This window comes from Nocardia sp. NPDC003482, from assembly GCF_053588115.1.
The window spans coordinates 21,682-38,187 of the sequence record NZ_JBSFPI010000022.1 but is presented as its reverse complement, the minus strand read 5'-3'; the positions used below and the strand labels follow the sequence as shown (position 1 = coordinate 38,187).

Below are 16,506 nucleotides of genomic sequence, written 5' to 3'. Positions count from 1 at the left end.
TCCTTCTCAGACGAGGGCGGGTTCGCCGAACAGCTTGTGCCGCACGGCATTTGTCGAGACGCCCGACTGGGCGCAGAGGGTAGAGAGATCGAAGAAGAACACTTCCTCGGCAATCAGGTCGTCGGCGAAGGTGAACCGGATGAAGACGGGGAGTTCGGCGCGGCGGCCGTTGGGAGTGACGCCGAAACGTGTTGTGCTCATGGTCATTCGGGCGGTTCCCCAGCAGACGAGGGTGTGGCCGTTGTCGGCGTGGGAGTCGAGGGTGACCTCATAGTCGGGGAAAGTGGTGAAGAAGGATGCCAGGGTCTTCTCGGTGGCGGCGCGGCCGTGGGTGGTGGTGCCGAAAGGTGGTGTGTGCAAGGTGAATTCGGGGTGGAGGAGGGTGAGGGCGGCGGGGATGTCTTGGCGGCTCTTGGCTTCGGCGAGGGCTTGGGCGAGGGCGAAGCGGGGGGAGGGCATGGAGGGAAGAATACGTACGGGCGTATGTAAAGGCAAGACTTCGGGGAGCCGAGAGGAGGGCCGGCGCGTCTTATAGTGCGTAGAGGGGCTCGACGTGAGGAGGGGTGGATGGTCGACGGACTTCAGGTGGACCCCGCGCGACTACGTGCGGCGGCCCGATTCATCGCCGAGAAGGCGCAGACCATCAAGACTCGGGTGCAAGAGCTCGATCGCACGGTGGGTCGGGAACTGCTGGCCGACGGATGGCAGGGCAAGGCCGCCTCGGTCTACGACGAATCGTGGATCGAATGGAAGCGCGGGGCGGACGAGATCGTCGCCGCCCTGGAGTCGTCGGCGTCCGGTTTGGCCGATGCCGCCAACCGGTACGAGATGCAGGACAATGCCGGACGTGATTCGATCACCGGAACCCAAGGCCGGGGATGAAACATGTTGGACGACTTCAGCTTTCGTGTGGACCTGCAACAGCTCGATGACGCGATCGCGGCCATGGGCAAATTCGGTACGGAGGTCGACGGCTGGCTTCGGGAGGTCGATCAGCACATCGCCGATCTCCATCTCTCGTGGTCGAGTCGGGCCGCCGACGTGCAGCGCGAGGCGCACGCCAAGTGGTTGGCGGGAGCGGCCGAAATGCGGCAGAACCTCGACGAACTGCGCGAGGTGGCGCGCCGGGCGCACGCCAACTACTCCGCCGCCGTCGACACCAACACGCGGATGTGGCCCCAATGACCTCGCCGACGGTGCCGTTGATCGTCTGCCGTGCGGGCGAATACCACTCCGCCGGTGAGGTTTTCGGGCAGATGGCGAGCGATGCCATCGCGACGCATTCTCCGTTGGTGGCGGTTCTGGCGGCGAACGCGGGGATGGCGGGGAGTGACAGCGTGGGGCGGGAGTGGGCGAGTTCCTACGATCAGGCGGCGCAGTTGGCGGTCTCGGCGTCGTCGAAGCTGGCTACGGCGTGTGGGCAGGTGCGGGATCTGATCGTGGTCGGAGCCCATAATCATCAGGTCGCCGAGGCGGCCTCCAATCCTCGAGGAACGGAACTACCGCCGCCTCCGGCGCTGTCGCCGGATCCGTGTCTACCGGACACGGCGGCCTCGGCAGCCGGGAACGGTATTCCCGAGCCGTTCGGATGGTCGATCATCGAGAACGCGGTCGGGTGGGCCTGGCCCAACGGGCATCAGGACAAACTCGAAGCCGCGAAAGTGGCTTGGCAGACCGCGTCTCGGGATTTCCGGACCGTCGCCATGCAAGCTCCCCAAGCGGTGGAACTGCTTCGAAACCAGCAGTCTCCCGAGATCGACGTCAGCGTGCGGACGTGCACGGACCGGCAGGCCGATCTGCTGGCACTGGCCGATGTCTGTCAGGTGCTCGGTGACGCGTGCGGTGAGTACGCGCACTACCTGGACGAGGCGCACCACAAGATACTCGAAGAGCTGAAGGGGCTCGTCCTCGAAACAGCTGCGGGGGAGGTAGCTTTTGCTGTTCTCACGCCATTCACGGTGACCTTGTCGGAATGGGTGGGAAACGCCGCCATGGCGGGGCGAATCGCGATACGCGCGCGGCGGGTCGCGACGATTATCGGGGAACTCGCCGCGCGAGTGGCGCGCCTCGTCGCCACTGCCGTCAAGCCGCTCGTGGAACGGCTCGGACCGCTGTTCGACAAGGTTCGCAACTGGGTCGAGGCTGCCAGGATAAGGCTGACTCCGTTTGCGCGGCGCGAGGCCGTTTCGGCAGATGGGCGACTGTTCTCTCGAATGGGGGCACGCAGCAACCGAGAGATCATGGAGAGCGGAGATCATCTACCCATGACTCAGGAGACCATTCAGGAATATGCGCGCCGGGCCGGGATCGATCTACGGGGTGTGCGGGTGGATGTGGCGAATTCAGCGGAGGATATTCGGTACTACGATATGATGGGTGCCAGCGCGAGCACCGGGCCCGGCCATATCGCCTTGGCTCCCAGTGCATTTGCCGACGAAGAGGCGCTGTTGCGGAATCTCGTCCACGAACGGGTGCATATCGAACAGTACGCCCAGGGGCGGATCGGCTCGGCTGTGGCCGATGAGTTGGAGAGCGAGGCCTATCGGGCCGACGAGGAATTCTGGCAGCGTTTCGTTTCCGGGAAGGGTGAATAGGCCGTGAGTGAATTCCATGTCGAAGAGATCTTTCCAGTGAGTTTCCGGCCGACGCCGTTCGTCGTGGGACGGGCGGTCGGTGACTTCGCGGTCGGTGAGCACGTGGAGCTGCGCAAGAAGGACGGGACGGTCCATCGGGGAACTTTGGAGGCGCTCGACCTTCATCGTCCCGCGGCGGGGAAGTTCTCGTTGGTGTTCTCCGGCGAAGTCTCCGCCTGGGTGGAGCCGGGTGACGTCATCTACTCCACTGATCCGGATCAGGGCATGTCGTGACTGTCGACTTTCGCGAATGGGAGCGGATTCTGCGGCGGGAACTCGCCGAGATCGAACAGCGTGGTGAGGGCTTTCGGGAAGTGCTCGGCGCCGTGCGGGGCCGCGCCGAGGTTCGCGGAGTTCTCGTCGAGGTCGACGCCACCGGGGACATCACCGACATGCGGCTCCCGCCCGGGGTGATGCGCTGGCACAGTGCGCAACTCGCGGACGTGATTCGCGACTGCCATCGTCGGGCGCGTGCCGATGCGAAGAGCCGGGTGGAGCAGGTCGTGGAGCGTGCTGATCCCCGTCTGCGCGGGCCGTTGCGGGAACTGATCGGGCGGCGGGAACCGGCAAAGGGCGGTCGACCCCGGCGCGCGCTGACCGAGGAGGAGATTCAAGCCGCCGATGACGAGTACTTTCGGTGGCGGAATCGGAGTGGGTGGCTGGAGTAGGGAACTATTGGGGGAGTGCGGATTTCGTGATGTGGGCGGCTGTTTCTCGGACGGCCTCGCCCATTTTCTGTAACTCCTCGGCCGACAGGAGGCGGTCCGGGCAGGCTACTACCGTGGCCGAGACTGTTTCCGGGGTGAGGAAGATGGGGGCGGCTACTGTGACTACCGCGTTTTGCGGGCCCAGTTCGTCGGGGAGGTAATCGATCGAGATGAGGTCCGCGATCATGGCGTTGAGGCGGTTGCGGAGGGGGTCGGTTACGGGGGAAGTGCGGAGGGTCGCTAGGGCTTCGAGCATGGGGGCGGATTCGTCGGCGAGGCGTTCCACGGAGTAGCCGCGGGTGCGGACGGCGGTGAGGACCGCGCGGAGGCGGTCGCGGTGGGCGGGGTCGGATGAGGCGAGCCAGGATTCGCGGGTGGCGGCGGGGGCCCAGGCGGCGAATTCGCGGGCCACGGGTGGGGCGAGGGGGAGGCGGCGGCCGGGGCGGATCCAGGGGACCGAGGGGGTGCCGAGGACCTCGGTGATGAGGATGGTGTCGTTGTCTCGTTCGGCGAGGAAGACCGGAACATCAAGGCGCGCAACGAGTTCGCGCAGGGGGTCCTGGGCGAGGCGGCGGAGGGGGAAGGCGGATTCGGCGCGGCGGGCGAGGGTGACCAGGCCGAGGCTGAGGGTGTAGTTGCCGGCGGGGTCGCGGGCGGTCCAGCCGTCGGCGGTGAGCTGGGTGAGCACGGCGTGGGCGGTGGCGCGGGACATGCCGGTGTCGCGGACGATACGGGCCAGCGACAGGTGCTCGGTGGGGCGACGGGCCAGTAGTTCGATCACCCGGACGACGCGATGGGTGGGCGGGGACGCCGCCGCGGGGTCCTTTTCTGGAACAGGTTCTTGACCGGCGTGGCTGGCGCGGCCTATCGTCGGTGTCACAATATCGAACGATATCGTCGAATATTCGACAGTGCAAGTGGGAGAGGGCTGTGCGGACGGGATATGAGCTCTCGCATCTGGGGGCGTTGGAGGCCGAGTCGGTCCACATCTTCCGAGAGGTGGCGGCGACGTTCGAGCGGCCGGTGCTGCTGTTCTCCGGGGGCAAGGATTCGGCGGTGATGCTGGAGTTGGCGCGCAAGGCCTTCTGGCCCGCGCCGTTGCCGTTTCCCTTGCTGCACATCGACACCGGGCACAACTTCGACGAGGTGATCGAGTTCCGGGATCGGACCGCGGCGCGGCTGAACGCGCGGCTGCTGGTGGGCTCGGTGCAGGACGACATCGATGCGGGCCGGGTGGTCGAGCGGCCGGGCGAGACCCGCAATCGGTTGCAGACGACCACGCTGTTGCGGGCGATCAACGAGAACAGGTTCGACGCGGTCTTCGGCGGGGCGCGCCGGGACGAGGAGAAGGCCCGCGCCAAGGAACGGGTGTTCAGCTTCCGCGACGAGTTCGGAGCGTGGGAGCCGCGGGCGCAGCGGCCGGAGATCTGGAATCTCTACAACGGGCGGCACCGCGCGGGCGAGCACATCCGGGTCTTCCCGCTGTCGAACTGGACCGAACTCGACATCTGGGAGTACATCGATCGCGAGGCCGTGGAGCTGCCGTCGCTGTACTACGCGCATCGTCGCGAGGTGGTGCGTCGCGACGGAATGTTGTTGGCCGCCAACCGTTTCGTGACGCCCCGCCCGGACGAGGAGGTGTTCGAGACGACCGTGCGCTTCCGCACCGTCGGCGACGCCACCTGCACCGGCTGCGTGGAGAGCGAGGCCGCCGATCCGGTGGCGGTGATCGCCGAGACCGCGGTCACCCGGCTGACCGAACGCGGGGCGACCCGCGCCGACGACCGGATCTCCGAGTCCGGCATGGAGGACCGCAAGCGGGAGGGCTACTTCTGATGAGCCGCAACCTACTTCGACTCGCGACCGCCGGGAGCGTGGACGACGGCAAGTCCACCCTCATCGGGCGGCTGCTCTACGACTCGAAGAACCTGTTCACCGATCAGCTCGCCGCCATCGAGCGGTTCAGCACCCAAAGGGGCGACGCCGCAACGGATCTCGCGCTGGTGACCGACGGGCTGCGGGCCGAGCGCGAACAGGGCATCACCATCGACGTGGCCTACCGATACTTCAGCACGCCGCGGCGCAAGTTCGTCATCGCCGACACTCCCGGGCACGTGCAGTACACCCGCAACATGGTCACCGGCGCGTCCACCGCGGATCTCGCGCTGATCCTGGTCGACGCGCGCAAGGGCGTGATCGAGCAGACCCGGCGGCACGCCTTCCTGGCCGCGCTGCTGGGGGTGCCGCACATGGTGGTGTGCGTGAACAAGATGGATCTGGTCGGGTGGTCGCGCGAACGCTTCGACGAGATCCGCACGGAATTCGCGGATTTCGCGGCCAAACTGACGGTCGGCGATCTGAGCTTCGTGCCGGTGTCGGCGCTGCTGGGCGACAATGTCGTCGAGCCGTCGGAGCGGATGACGTGGTTCGCGGGGCCGCCGCTGCTGCGTCATCTCGAGGACGTGCACATCGCGTCGGACCGCAATCTCATCGACGCCCGGCTGCCCGTGCAGTACGTGATACGCGCCGACGGGCACCGCGCCTACGCGGGGACCGTGGCGGGCGGCATCTTCAAACCGGGCGACGAGGTGGTGGTGCTGCCGTCCGGGCGCTCGACGCGGGTGCGCCGGGTGTGGGGGCCGGGCGGGACGAAGGTGGACGAGGCGTTCACCGGGATGTCGGTCTCGCTGACCCTCGACGAGGAGCTCGACGTCGGGCGCGGAGACATGTTGGCGCGCCCGGGGAATCGGCCGCATCTGGATCGCGATCTGGACGCGATGGTGTGCTGGTTCGCCGACGACGCCGTGCTGCGGCCCGGGGCGGAGTACACCATCCGCACCGCCGCGCAGACCAGCGCCGTGCGCGTCACCGAGCTGGACTACCGCCTCGACGTGAACACGCTGCATCGCGAGGTCGGCGCGGAGAGCCTGGCGCTCAACGACATCGCGCGGTTGTCGTTGCGTTCCCGTACCCCGCTGATGTTCGACCCGTACCGGGACAATCGCCGCACCGGGAGCTTCATTCTCGTCGACGACGCCACCCATCAGACAGTGGCCGCGGGCATGATCCTGGCCCGCGACACCGGTGCGCGGACCGGGGCGAGCGAGGTCGTCTGGCACAGCTCGTCGGTGGAGCGGACCGGGCGGCCGCATCGGGGTGCGACGGTGTGGCTGACGGGGTTGTCCGGATCCGGAAAGTCCACGGTCGCAGTCGAATTGGAGCGTCAGCTGGTGGCCGCGGGGCGGCCGGCGTATCTGCTGGACGGGGACAATCTGCGGCACGGGCTGAACGCGGATCTGGGCTTCGGCGACGACGACCGGCGCGAGAACATTCGCCGGGTGGCCGAGGTGGCCGCGCTGTTCGCCGACGCCGGGGTGGTGGCGATCGTGTCGCTCATCAGCCCGTTCGCCGCGCAGCGGGAGCAGGCGCGCACGGTGCACGACGGGCGCGGGCTGCCGTTCCACGAGGTGTTCGTGGACACCCCGCTCGAGGTGTGCGAGCGCCGCGACCCGAAGGGGCTCTACGCCCGCGCCCGGGCGGGGCGACTGCCGCAGTTCACCGGCATCGACTCGCCCTACGAGCGGCCCGAACATCCGGATGTGGTGATCGGCACCGCCGACGGGACGCCCGCCGAGATCGCCGCGCGCCTGCGCCGGGATCTGGGACTGTAGCTCGCGCACAACGAAGTGGGAGATCAATGGAGATATCGGAACAGCCGCTGACCGAACCGTTCCTGGCCGCCGTCGCCGAGGCCGAAAAGCTCATCGCCGCAGCGGATTTCATTCACGACGAGCACGATCTGGCCGAGGGGTACGACTATCTGTCGGGCAGTATCGCGGCCGTACTGAACCTGTCCCGCGCGCACGGCGCCGGCCACCCGTACTTCGTCAGCTCGACCGGGCCGTACGCGAAGATGGGGCTGGACAATCCGGACACGCTCTACTACCACGCGAATGTCGAGCCGACCGCGGAGTACGTGGTCACCGGGACGCGGGGCAGCACGGTGGATCTGAGTTTCCAGGTGTTGAAGGGCGATTACACCGCCACCGACGTGCCCAACGGCGACGACGCCTTCGACGATCGGCGGTTGCGCGTCGACGCCGAGGGGAACTACCGGCTGCGGTTCGGGCCGCCGAAGGCGAATCCGGAGCCGGACTACTTCGTGCTCGGCGAGGGCGCGTCGATGCTCGCGGTACGGGAGGTGTACGGGGACTGGAACACCGAGCGCAAGGGCACGATCCGGATCGAGCGGACCGATACGATCGGCACCGCGCCCGCCGAGCCCGGCGTCGAGCAGCTGCGCAAGCGGTACCGGGCGGCGGGGCGAATGCTGGTGCAGCGCATCCACACCTGGTTCAACTTCCCGAAGTGGTTCTATCTGGATCTGCCGGTCAATACGCTGACCGAGCCGCGGCTCACGCCGGGCGGGCTGAGCACGCAGTACTCGTCGGTGGGGCATTTCGAGCTGGAGCCAGATCAGGCGCTGGTGATCGCGGTGCCGAAATCCGATGCGCCCTATCAGGGTTTCCAGCTGGGCAGCCGCTGGTACATCTCGCTGGACTACGTCAATCATCAGACCAGCCTCAACAGCGCGCAGGCGCAGGTGGATCCGGACGGGGTCATTCGGATGGTGGTGTCGGCGCGAAATCCGGGGATCACCAATTGGATCGAGACGACGGGGCGGCGGCGCGGGATTCTCCAGTTCCGTTGGCAGCGGGTCGCGCGGCCGGTCACGGCGGCCGAGGGGCCGACGGTGACCGTGGTGCCGGTCGACGAGGTGGCGGCGCACCTGCCGTACCACGAGAGCAATCGGATCGATGAGAACGGCTGGCGGGCAAGGATTGCCGAGCGTCAGCGGGGTTTCGCGGAAAGGATGTTGGCATGAGCGGTCAGGGCCCAGAGGCGGCAGCGGAGCGTGACCACGGAGGGCCCGGAGCTCGTGCCGAGAAGGGACACGGCATGAGTCTCCTCGCCGACAAAGTGGTCGTCGTGAGCGGTGTGGGGCCGGGGTTGGGGCGCTCGATCTGCACCGAGGCCGCGGCGGCGGGGGCCAAGGTGGTGCTGGCCGCGCGGACCGAATCGCGACTGCGGGAGGTCGCGGGCGAGATCGAGGGGGCCGGGGGGCAGGCGCTGTGCGTGCCGACCGATATCACCGACGACGCGGCGGTGGCGAATCTGGTGGCGCGCGCGGTCGAGACGTTCGGGCGGGTGGACGCGCTGGTGAACAACGCGTTCGCGGTGCCGTCGATGAAGTCGTTGGAGCGCACCGACTTTCAGCAGATCCGAGACAGTCTGGAGCTGACGGTGTTGGGTGGGCTGCGGATGACCAAGGCGTTCACCGATGAGCTCGCCAAGGCCGGAGGTGCTGTGGTGATGATCAATTCGGCCGCCATCCGGCACTCCGAGCCGCGCTACGGCAGTTACAAACTGTCCAAGGCGGCGCTGCTCGCCATGTCGCAGACGCTCGCGAAAGAGCTGGGGCCCAAGGGGATTCGGGTGAATACGGTCGCGCCGGGCTACATCTGGAGCGATCAGCTGAAGTGGTACTTCGGCCAGGTGGCGGAGAAGTACGGGATCACCGTGGAGCAGGTCTACGAGCAGACCGCGGCCCGGTCGGATCTCAAACGCCTGCCCGAACCCGACGAAATCGCCCGCGCCGTGGTGTTTCTCGCCTCGGACTGGTCCAGCGCCATCTCCGGGCAGACGCTCGATGTGAACTGCGGCGAATACCACGCATAGGAATCAGGGACATGACCGTACGTACCGATGTGGGGACCGTCGAGGATCTGCACGCCTCGGCGACCAAAGTCTGCGGGCTCACCGATTTCGGGGCCGACGACTATCTCGAGGCGCTCGAGGTGCTGCTCGAGTCGTATCGCCGCGACGCCGACCTCACCGAACTGGGCTCGAAGATGAACCGCTACTTCCTGCGCGGCGCGCTGGTGGCCCGGGCGCTGAGCGAGGCGGCGTGGCAGGCGAATCCGGGCTACGCCGACACCGCGATCGCCCGGCCCATCTTCGTGACCGGGTTGCCGCGCACCGGCACCACCGCGCTGCACCGGCTGCTCGCCGCCGATCCGCGGCATCAGGCGCTGGAGATGTGGCTGACCGAGTTCCCGCAGCCGCGGCCACCGCGCGAGACGTGGGCCGACAATCCGATCTACCGGCAGATCGACGCGGGCTTCGCGCAGCACCACATCGAGAATCCGGAGTTCATGGGGTTGCACTTCATGAACGCGGCCGAGGTGGAGGAGTGCTGGCAGCTGCTGCGGCAGACGGTGAAATCGGTGTCCTATGAGACGCTGGCCTATCTACCCACGTATTCGGAGTGGCTGCGGCGGCAGGACTGGACCGACGCCTACGCCCGGCATCGCAAGAACCTGCAACTCATCGGGCTCGGGGACGAGCGGCGCTGGGTGCTGAAGAATCCGAGCCACCTGTTCGCGCTCGACGCGCTCATGGCCGTGTATCCCGACGCACTGGTCATCCAGACCCATCGCGCGCCGGAGACCGTGCTGGCCTCGGCGTGCAGCCTGTCCGAGCACGCGACGCGCGGGTGGTCGAATACGTTCTCCGGCAAGGTGATCGGGGAGACCCAGCTGGAACTGTGGTCGCGCGGGTTGCGGGAGTTCACCGCCGCGCGGCGCGGTTACGATCCGGCGCAGTTCCTCGACGTCGACTTCGCCGATCTGCGCGCGGATCCGCTGGGCACCGTCGCCGCCATCTACAACGCGTTCGGCATCGAGTTCACCGACGCGGCGCGCGTGGCCATGACCGCCCTCGACGAGGAGAGCCGCAGCGGCGACCGCAAACCCGTGCACACCTACGCACTGGCCGACTACGGCCTGACCGAAGATCAAGTACGGGAGCGATTCCGGACCGGGTGAGCGTAACCTCGGGACTCATGACGCATTTCGCGGACGTCGAGGCGCTGCGCGGCGCCGTGGGCACCGAGATCGGGGTCAGCGACTGGCTGACGATCGACCAGGAGCGGATCGACACCTTCGCCGAGGCGACAGGGGATCACCAGTGGATCCACGTCGATCCGGACCGGGCGGCCGAGGGACCGTACGGGAAGACCATCGCCCACGGGTTCCTCACGCTGTCGCTGACCGCCGCTCTGGGCGCGCAGGCGGCGTCGGTCGGCGGGGTGAGGATGGGAATCAACTACGGGCTCAACAAGGTTCGGTTCATCACGCCGGTTCCGGTGGGTGGGCGGATTCGGGCGCGGGTGGTCCTCGATTCGGTCACCGACATCCCGGGCGGAGTGCAGGCCGTGCGGACGGTGACGGTCGAACTCGAGGGTGCGGACAAACCGGCCTGTGTGTCGGAGAGTGTGGCGCGGTACCTCGTCTAGCGGCCGCGCGGTCGCTCAGTCCGGCCCGAGCCGATTGCTCAGATGCACCCAGCGGTCCAGCAATGCCGAGGCCGCGCCGCTGTCGACGGCTCGGGCGACGCGGCCGAGGTTTTCGGCGAGGGCGTCGTGGAGGTCCTTGTCGGCGGTTTCGGGGGTGAGTTCGCAGGCGGTGATGGCGGCGGCGGAGTTGAGCAGGACGGCGTCGCGGACGGGGCCGGGGGCGCCGCCGAGCATGTTGCGGGCGATGACGGCGTTGGTTTCGGCCTCGCCGCCGCGCAGGGCCTCGGGGGAGACGCGGTCGAGGCCGAGGCGGGTGGGGTCGATGGTGGTGTGGGTGAGGTGGCCGCCGGTGACGACCCATGCCTCGGTGGTGTCGGCGGTGGTGATCTCGTCGAGGCCGTCGTTGCCGCGGACGACGAGGGCGTTGACGCCGCGTTCGGCGAACGCCCCGGCGATGACGGGGAGCAGGTCGGCGAAGGCGCAGCCGATCAGCCCCGCGCGGGGCTGGGCCGGATTGGTCAGGGGGCCCAGCACATTGAACACGGTCGGGATGCCGATGTCCTTGCGGGCGGCGGCGGCGAAACGCAGCGCCGGATGGAACAGCGGGGCGAAGCAGAAGCCGATCCCCACCTCGGTGACGCACTGTTCGACGGCTTTGGGGCCCAACGCGATTCGCACGCCGAGCGCCTCGAGCACGTCGGCGCCGCCGCTCTTGGAGGAGGCCGCGCGGTTGCCGTGCTTGACCACGGGGACACCGGCGGAGGCCACCACGATCGCGGACATGGTGGAGATGTTGACCGAGCCCGAACGGTCACCGCCGGTGCCGACGATGTCGACCGCGTTCGCGTCCAGCGTCACCCGCCGCGCGTGGCCGAGCATGCCCTGGGCCAGGCCGGACAGTTCGGTCGCGGTGGGGCCCTTCATCTTCATGGCCACGCCGAACGCGGCGATCTGCGCGGGGCCGGCATTGTCGGAGAAGATCTCGTCGATGGCCCACGCGGCCTCCTCCGCCGTCAGGTCGACCCCGTCGGTGAGGGCCCCGAGGATCTCGGGCCAGCTGCGCGCGCTCATGGCTAGCAGCCTAATGTGGCGGGGCGAGCGGCCGCATCCGCCGCGGCCCCAATGCGACCGCGCTGCCGCCGGATTCGTGGCGGGTGGTGACCGCGGGCCCTGCGGGGGAGGGCGGGCGCTGCCGCCGGATTCGCGGCGGGTGGCGACCGCGGGCCCCGCGGGAAAGGGCGGGCGCCCCGCCGGATTCGCGGCGGGTGGCGACCCCGGGCCCTGCGGGGAGGGGCGACGAACGGCGGGTTCGGGGGACACGCCGATGGGCCGGTGAGACCCCGTCTCGCCGTGCGGTTTCCGACACGGACGGCCGAGTTTCGCACCCGGCTACGCCTGTCGTACTACGACGAGTCATACTTACCGGCGTGACGACCGCAGTAGGGACCCCAGGATCGGCCATTACTCAGCGTGTGCATTCGCTGAACCGGCCCAACATGGTCAGCGTCGGAACCATCATCTGGCTGTCGAGCGAGCTGATGTTCTTCGCCGGCCTGTTCGCCATGTACTTCGTCGCGCGCGCGCAGGCGCACGCGGGCGGGCCGTGGCCGCCGGAGCCGACCGAGCTGAACATGTATCTCGCCGTGCCGGTCACGACGGTGCTCGTGCTGTCCTCGTTCACCTGCCAGATGGGCGTGTTCGCGGCGGAGAAGGGCGACGTGTTCGGGCTGCGGCGCTGGTACGTCATCACGTTCCTGATGGGCCTGTTCTTCGTGCTCGGCCAGGGGTTCGAATACCACAACCTCTACAAAGAGGGCACCACGATCTCGAGCAGCGTCTACGGCTCGGTGTTCTTCATCACCACCGGCTTCCACGGTCTGCACGTCATCGGTGGTCTGATCGCCTTCATCTTCCTGCTGGTCCGGACGACGGTCAGCAAGTTCACCCCGGCTCAGGCCACCGCGGCCATCGTCGTCTCCTACTACTGGCACTTCGTCGACATCGTCTGGATCGGGTTGTTCGCCACGATCTACTTCGTCCGCTGAAGCAGGACAGCAGCCACCGTCGGTTCCGTCTACTCCAAAAGGGACACAGATGAGTTCATCTCCCCCGTCAGCGCCGGACCCCACCAGCCCCGGGGTCGGCAGCGCGAAGAACGACCAGGCCACCAAGGTCCGCAAGCAGCGGCGGCTGCGACGCCGGCTCGCGGGTGGTCTGGTGCTGCTGATGGGTCTCGTGGGAGCCGGTCTCGCGGCGTCGGCACTGACCCCGCACGCACAGGTCGCCACGGCGAACGAGGACCAGTCCGCGCTGATTCGCGAGGGCAAGCAGCTCTACGAGACCTCCTGTGTCACCTGCCACGGCGCGAATCTGCAGGGTGTGCAGGACCGCGGCCCGAGCCTCATCGGCGTCGGCGAGGCGGCCGTCTACTTCCAGGTCTCCACCGGCCGCATGCCCGCGGCCGCCAACGGCGCGCAGATCCAGCGCAAGGAGCCGAAGTTCGACGAGCACATGACCGACGCCCTGGCCGCGTATGTCGCGGCCAACGGCGGCGGCCCGACGGTCGTGCGCGACGCCGACGGCAAGATCGCCCAGGAGTCGCTGATCGCGGGGGCCGACGCCGCCCGCGGTGGTGAGCTGTTCCGCATGAACTGCGCGTCGTGTCACAACTTCACCGGTCGCGGTGGCGCCCTGTCCTCGGGCAAGTTCGCCCCCTCGCTGGATCCCGCGAGCGAACAGCAGATCTACACCGCGATGCTCACCGGCCCCCAGAACATGCCGAAGTTCTCCGACCGCCAGCTGACGCCGGAGGAGAAGCGCGACATCGTCGCCTACATCAAGAACCGCACCGAATCGCATCCCGAAGGCGGTTGGGGCCTGGGCGGACTCGGTCCCGCCACCGAGGGCCTGGCCGTCTGGGTGATCGGCATCGTGGCTCTGGTCGGCACGGCGATGTGGATCGGATCTCGCTCATGAGTGGACAGGAGACTGACGACATGGGTCGCCCCGCGGACCCCCACGGCAACGCCACCCCCACCGACGACGAACTCGACGCGATGTCGCGGGACGAGCTGGTCAAGCTCGGCACCGAACTCGACGGCGTCGATGTCGCCTACCGCGCCCCGCGCTGGCCGATTCCGGGCACCCGCGCGGAGAAGCGGGCCGAGCGGCAGGTCGCGCTGTGGTTCGCCATCTCCGCGCTGTCGGGCCTGGGCCTGATCGCGGTGTTCCTGTTCTGGCCCTGGGAGTACAAGGGCCGGGGCGAGGAGGGCGCGGGCATCTACTCGCTGACCACCCCGCTCTACGGTCTGCTGCTCGGCATCGCGGTGCTGTCCATCGGCGTGGCCGCGGTGATCATCCGCAAGAAGTTCATCCCCGCCGAGCTGTCGGTGCAGGACCGCCACGACGGCAAGTCCTCCGAGGTGAACCGGCGCACGCTGGCCGCCGAACTGTCCGACGCGCTGGAGACCTCCACGCTGGGCCGCCGCAAGCTGATCACCCGCACCGCGGGTCTCGGCGCGGGCGTGCTCGGCATCGGCGCGCTGTTCGTGTTCGTCGGCGGCATGATCAAGAACCCGTGGGCCAAGGGCGACAAGTCGCCGCTGTGGGTGTCGGGCTGGACCCCGGACTACCCGGGCCAGACCATCTACCTGCGCAAGGACACCGGCCGCCCGGAGGACATCGTGCTGGTCCGGCCGGAGGATCTGGACGCGGGCGCGATGGAGACCGTCTTCCCCTGGAAGGAGGAGTGGCGCGGCAACGAGGAAGAGACACTTCAGTCGCTGCGCGGAATCCGCAACGCGGTCATGCTGATTCGCCTGCGCACCGAGGACGCGCAGAAGGCGGTCAAGCGCCGGGGCCAGGAGAGCTTCAACTACGGCGACTACTTCGCCTACTCGAAGATCTGCACGCACCTGGGCTGCCCGACCTCGCTGTTCGAGCAGCAGACCAATCGCATTCTCTGCCCGTGCCACCAGTCGCAGTTCTCGGCCGTAGAGTGGGGTAAGCCGGTCTTCGGTCCCGCTGCCCGAGCGCTGCCGCAGCTGCCGATCACCGTCAACACCGAGGGTTACCTGGTCGCCCAGCACGACTTCATCGAGCCCCTCGGCCCGGCCTACTGGGAGCGTCGTTCATGAGTCCGAGTAAAGCGGCCGCACAGGCCAACGAAATGGATGAGCGCTATCAGGCGGCGGCGTTCGTCAAGCGGTCGATCAACAAGGTCTTCCCGACCCACTGGTCGTTCCTGCTCGGCGAGATCGCGCTGTACTGCTTCATCATCCTGATCCTGTCGGGTGTGTACCTCACGCTGTACTTCGATCCGTCGATGACCGAGGTCGTCTACAACGGGTCGTATCAGCCGCTGCGCGGGGTCACCATGTCGCGGGCGTACGAGACCGCGCTGAACATCTCCTTCGAGGTGCGCGGCGGTCTGTTCGTGCGGCAGGTCCACCATTGGGCCGCACTGCTGTTCGCGGCGTCGATCATCATCCACCTGTTCCGCATCTTCTTCACCGGCGCGTTCCGGCGCCCGCGCGAGGCGAACTGGGTGATCGGCTCGCTGCTGCTGATCCTGGCGATGTTCGAGGGCTTCTTCGGCTACTCGCTGCCCGACGACCTGCTCTCGGGCACCGGCTTGCGGGCCGCGTTCGGCGGTATCACGATGGGCATCCCGCTGATCGGCACCTGGATGCACTGGCTGATCTTCGGCGGTGACTTCCCGGGCACGATCATCATCCCGCGGTTGTTCATCGCGCACGTGCTGCTGTTCCCGGGCATCATGCTCGCGCTGGTCGCCGCGCACGTGGCGCTGGTGTGGTACCAGAAGCACACCCAGTTCCCCGGGCCGGGTCGCACCGAGCGCAACGTCATCGGCGCGCGCATCGTGCCGGTGTTCGCCGCGGATCAGGGCGCGTTCTTCATGTTCACCCTCGGCATCATCGCGCTCATGGGCGGCATCCTGCAGATCAACCCGATCTGGAACCTGGGTCCCTACAACCCCTCTCAGGTGTCGGCGGGTTCGCAGCCGGACTTCTACATGATGTGGACCGACGGCATGGCGCGCCTGATGCCGCCGTGGGAGCTGTATCTGGGCCGGTACACGGTGCCCGCGCCGTTCTGGGTCGCGTTGATCATGGGCCTGGTGTTCACGGTGCTGATCGCCTACCCGTGGATCGAGAAGCGGCTGACCGGTGACGACGCGCACCACAACCTGTTGCAGCGGCCGCGGGATGTGCCGGTGCGCACCGCGATCGGCGCGATGGCCATCGCGTTCTATCTGGTGCTCACGCTGGCGTGCGTCAACGACATCGTCGCCTACAAGTTCGACATCTCGCTGAACGCCACGACCTGGTTCTTCCGGATCGCGCTGCTGGTCGCCCCGCCGCTGGCCTACTTCCTGGCCTACCGGATGTGCCTGGGCCTGCAGCGCAGCGACCGCACGGTGCTCGAGCACGGCATCGAGACCGGCGTGATCAAGCGCCTGCCGCACGGCGAGTACATCGAGGTGCACCAGCCGCTGGGCCCGGTCGACTCGCACGGCCACCCGATCCCGTTGGAGTACCAGGGCGCCCCGGTGCCGAAGAAGATGAACAAGCTCGGCGCGGCCGGCAAGCCGGGCCTGGGTTCGCTGCTGCGGTCCGATCCGCCCCAGCAGGCCGAGGCGCTCGTCGAGTACGAGCACGAGCAGGAGCGCAAGCAGCTCGCGGTCCTCGCGGAGGTCCAGCGCCGCAACGAGAACGGCGACGGGCACTAGAAACCGCGCCTCCCCCTCTCGGTGCCTGAGCGAAGCGAAGGCCCCCAGCGAATCTCG

General features: G+C 67.9%; 18 protein-coding genes. 15 read left to right on the top strand and 3 right to left on the bottom strand.

Annotated features, from left to right (window positions below; all coding sequences use genetic code 11):
- Positions 1-6: 6 nt before the first annotated feature.
- Positions 7-459 (bottom strand): ester cyclase, encoded by a 453-nt coding sequence (locus ACWDSJ_RS29455; RefSeq protein WP_450035753.1) that lies wholly within the window; start codon positions 457-459, stop codon positions 7-9.
- A 108-nt stretch (positions 460-567) separates the two neighbouring features.
- Between ACWDSJ_RS29455 and ACWDSJ_RS29450 the strand changes: the two genes are divergently transcribed.
- From ACWDSJ_RS29450 to ACWDSJ_RS29430, 5 genes are read left to right on the top strand one after another with little or no spacing between them, the layout of a single operon-like run.
- Positions 568-882, top strand: coding sequence for a WXG100 family type VII secretion target (locus ACWDSJ_RS29450; RefSeq protein ID WP_450035752.1), 315 nt, complete (start codon positions 568-570; stop codon positions 880-882).
- A gap of 3 nt (positions 883-885) precedes the next feature.
- A complete protein-coding gene (locus tag ACWDSJ_RS29445) occupies positions 886-1,185 on the top strand; it encodes a WXG100 family type VII secretion target (RefSeq protein ID WP_450035751.1) in 300 nt (99 codons plus the stop codon).
- Complete coding sequence (locus ACWDSJ_RS29440) at positions 1,182-2,594, top strand: WXG100-like domain-containing protein (protein WP_450035750.1); 1,413 nt, start codon at positions 1,182-1,184, stop codon at positions 2,592-2,594. The genes ACWDSJ_RS29445 and ACWDSJ_RS29440 overlap by 4 nt, the downstream gene beginning before the upstream one ends.
- Before the next feature lie 3 nt (positions 2,595-2,597).
- Positions 2,598-2,867: a hypothetical protein gene (locus ACWDSJ_RS29435; protein ID WP_450035749.1), complete on the top strand. Its 270-nt coding sequence runs from the start codon at positions 2,598-2,600 to the stop codon at positions 2,865-2,867.
- Entirely contained in the window at positions 2,864-3,301 is a 438-nt protein-coding gene (locus ACWDSJ_RS29430) for a hypothetical protein (protein ID WP_450035748.1), read from the top strand. Before ACWDSJ_RS29435 ends, ACWDSJ_RS29430 begins: the two co-directional genes overlap by 4 nt.
- 4 nt (positions 3,302-3,305) lie before the next feature.
- Here ACWDSJ_RS29430 and ACWDSJ_RS29425 read toward each other — a convergent pair whose 3' ends face one another.
- Positions 3,306-4,220 carry an IclR family transcriptional regulator gene (locus ACWDSJ_RS29425; RefSeq protein WP_450035747.1) on the bottom strand — a complete coding sequence of 305 codons (915 nt, stop codon included), beginning with the start codon at positions 4,218-4,220 and terminating at the stop codon, positions 3,306-3,308.
- A gap of 50 nt (positions 4,221-4,270) precedes the next feature.
- On the opposite strand from ACWDSJ_RS29425, the gene cysD reads away from it, so the two are divergent.
- From cysD to ACWDSJ_RS29395, 6 genes are all read left to right on the top strand, one after another.
- Complete coding sequence (gene cysD, locus ACWDSJ_RS29420) at positions 4,271-5,176, top strand: sulfate adenylyltransferase subunit CysD (protein WP_450035745.1); 906 nt, start codon at positions 4,271-4,273, stop codon at positions 5,174-5,176.
- Positions 5,176-7,011, top strand: a complete 1,836-nt coding sequence (gene cysC / locus ACWDSJ_RS29415; protein ID WP_450035744.1) for an adenylyl-sulfate kinase — start codon at positions 5,176-5,178, stop codon at positions 7,009-7,011. Before cysD ends, cysC begins: the two co-directional genes overlap by 1 nt.
- Before the next feature lie 26 nt (positions 7,012-7,037).
- Positions 7,038-8,225: a hypothetical protein gene (locus tag ACWDSJ_RS29410; RefSeq protein WP_450035743.1), complete on the top strand. Its 1,188-nt coding sequence runs from the start codon at positions 7,038-7,040 to the stop codon at positions 8,223-8,225.
- Between the two features lie 74 nt (positions 8,226-8,299).
- Complete coding sequence (locus tag ACWDSJ_RS29405; RefSeq protein ID WP_450035742.1) at positions 8,300-9,079, top strand: SDR family oxidoreductase; 780 nt, start codon at positions 8,300-8,302, stop codon at positions 9,077-9,079.
- Between the two features lie 11 nt (positions 9,080-9,090).
- Complete coding sequence (locus tag ACWDSJ_RS29400) at positions 9,091-10,227, top strand: sulfotransferase family protein (RefSeq protein WP_450035740.1); 1,137 nt, start codon at positions 9,091-9,093, stop codon at positions 10,225-10,227.
- A gap of 17 nt (positions 10,228-10,244) precedes the next feature.
- On the top strand, positions 10,245-10,697 hold the full coding sequence (locus tag ACWDSJ_RS29395) for a MaoC family dehydratase (protein WP_450035739.1): 453 nt from the start codon (positions 10,245-10,247) through the stop codon (positions 10,695-10,697).
- Positions 10,698-10,712: 15 nt separating this feature from the next.
- Here the strand turns inward: ACWDSJ_RS29395 and trpD are convergent, their stop codons facing one another.
- The gene (gene trpD / locus ACWDSJ_RS29390) at positions 10,713-11,768 is read right to left on the bottom strand and encodes an anthranilate phosphoribosyltransferase (RefSeq protein ID WP_450035737.1); all 1,056 of its coding nucleotides are present in this window, start codon (positions 11,766-11,768) and stop codon (positions 10,713-10,715) included.
- Positions 11,769-12,124: 356 nt separating this feature from the next.
- Here trpD and ctaE point away from each other — a divergent pair, with 356 nt between their 5' ends.
- The 4 genes from ctaE to qcrB are packed head-to-tail and all read left to right on the top strand — an operon-like array spanning position 12,125 to position 16,449.
- Positions 12,125-12,742, top strand: a complete 618-nt coding sequence (gene ctaE, locus ACWDSJ_RS29385) for an aa3-type cytochrome oxidase subunit III (RefSeq protein WP_387361577.1) — start codon at positions 12,125-12,127, stop codon at positions 12,740-12,742.
- A gap of 49 nt (positions 12,743-12,791) precedes the next feature.
- Positions 12,792-13,673, top strand: a complete 882-nt coding sequence (gene qcrC, locus ACWDSJ_RS29380) for a cytochrome bc1 complex diheme cytochrome c subunit (protein WP_450035735.1) — start codon at positions 12,792-12,794, stop codon at positions 13,671-13,673.
- Between the two features lie 20 nt (positions 13,674-13,693).
- Positions 13,694-14,833, top strand: a complete 1,140-nt coding sequence (gene qcrA, locus ACWDSJ_RS29375) for a cytochrome bc1 complex Rieske iron-sulfur subunit (protein WP_387361581.1) — start codon at positions 13,694-13,696, stop codon at positions 14,831-14,833.
- Positions 14,830-16,449: a cytochrome bc1 complex cytochrome b subunit gene (gene qcrB / locus ACWDSJ_RS29370; RefSeq protein WP_450035734.1), complete on the top strand. Its 1,620-nt coding sequence runs from the start codon at positions 14,830-14,832 to the stop codon at positions 16,447-16,449. The genes qcrA and qcrB overlap by 4 nt, the downstream gene beginning before the upstream one ends.
- Positions 16,450-16,506 lie beyond the last annotated feature (57 nt).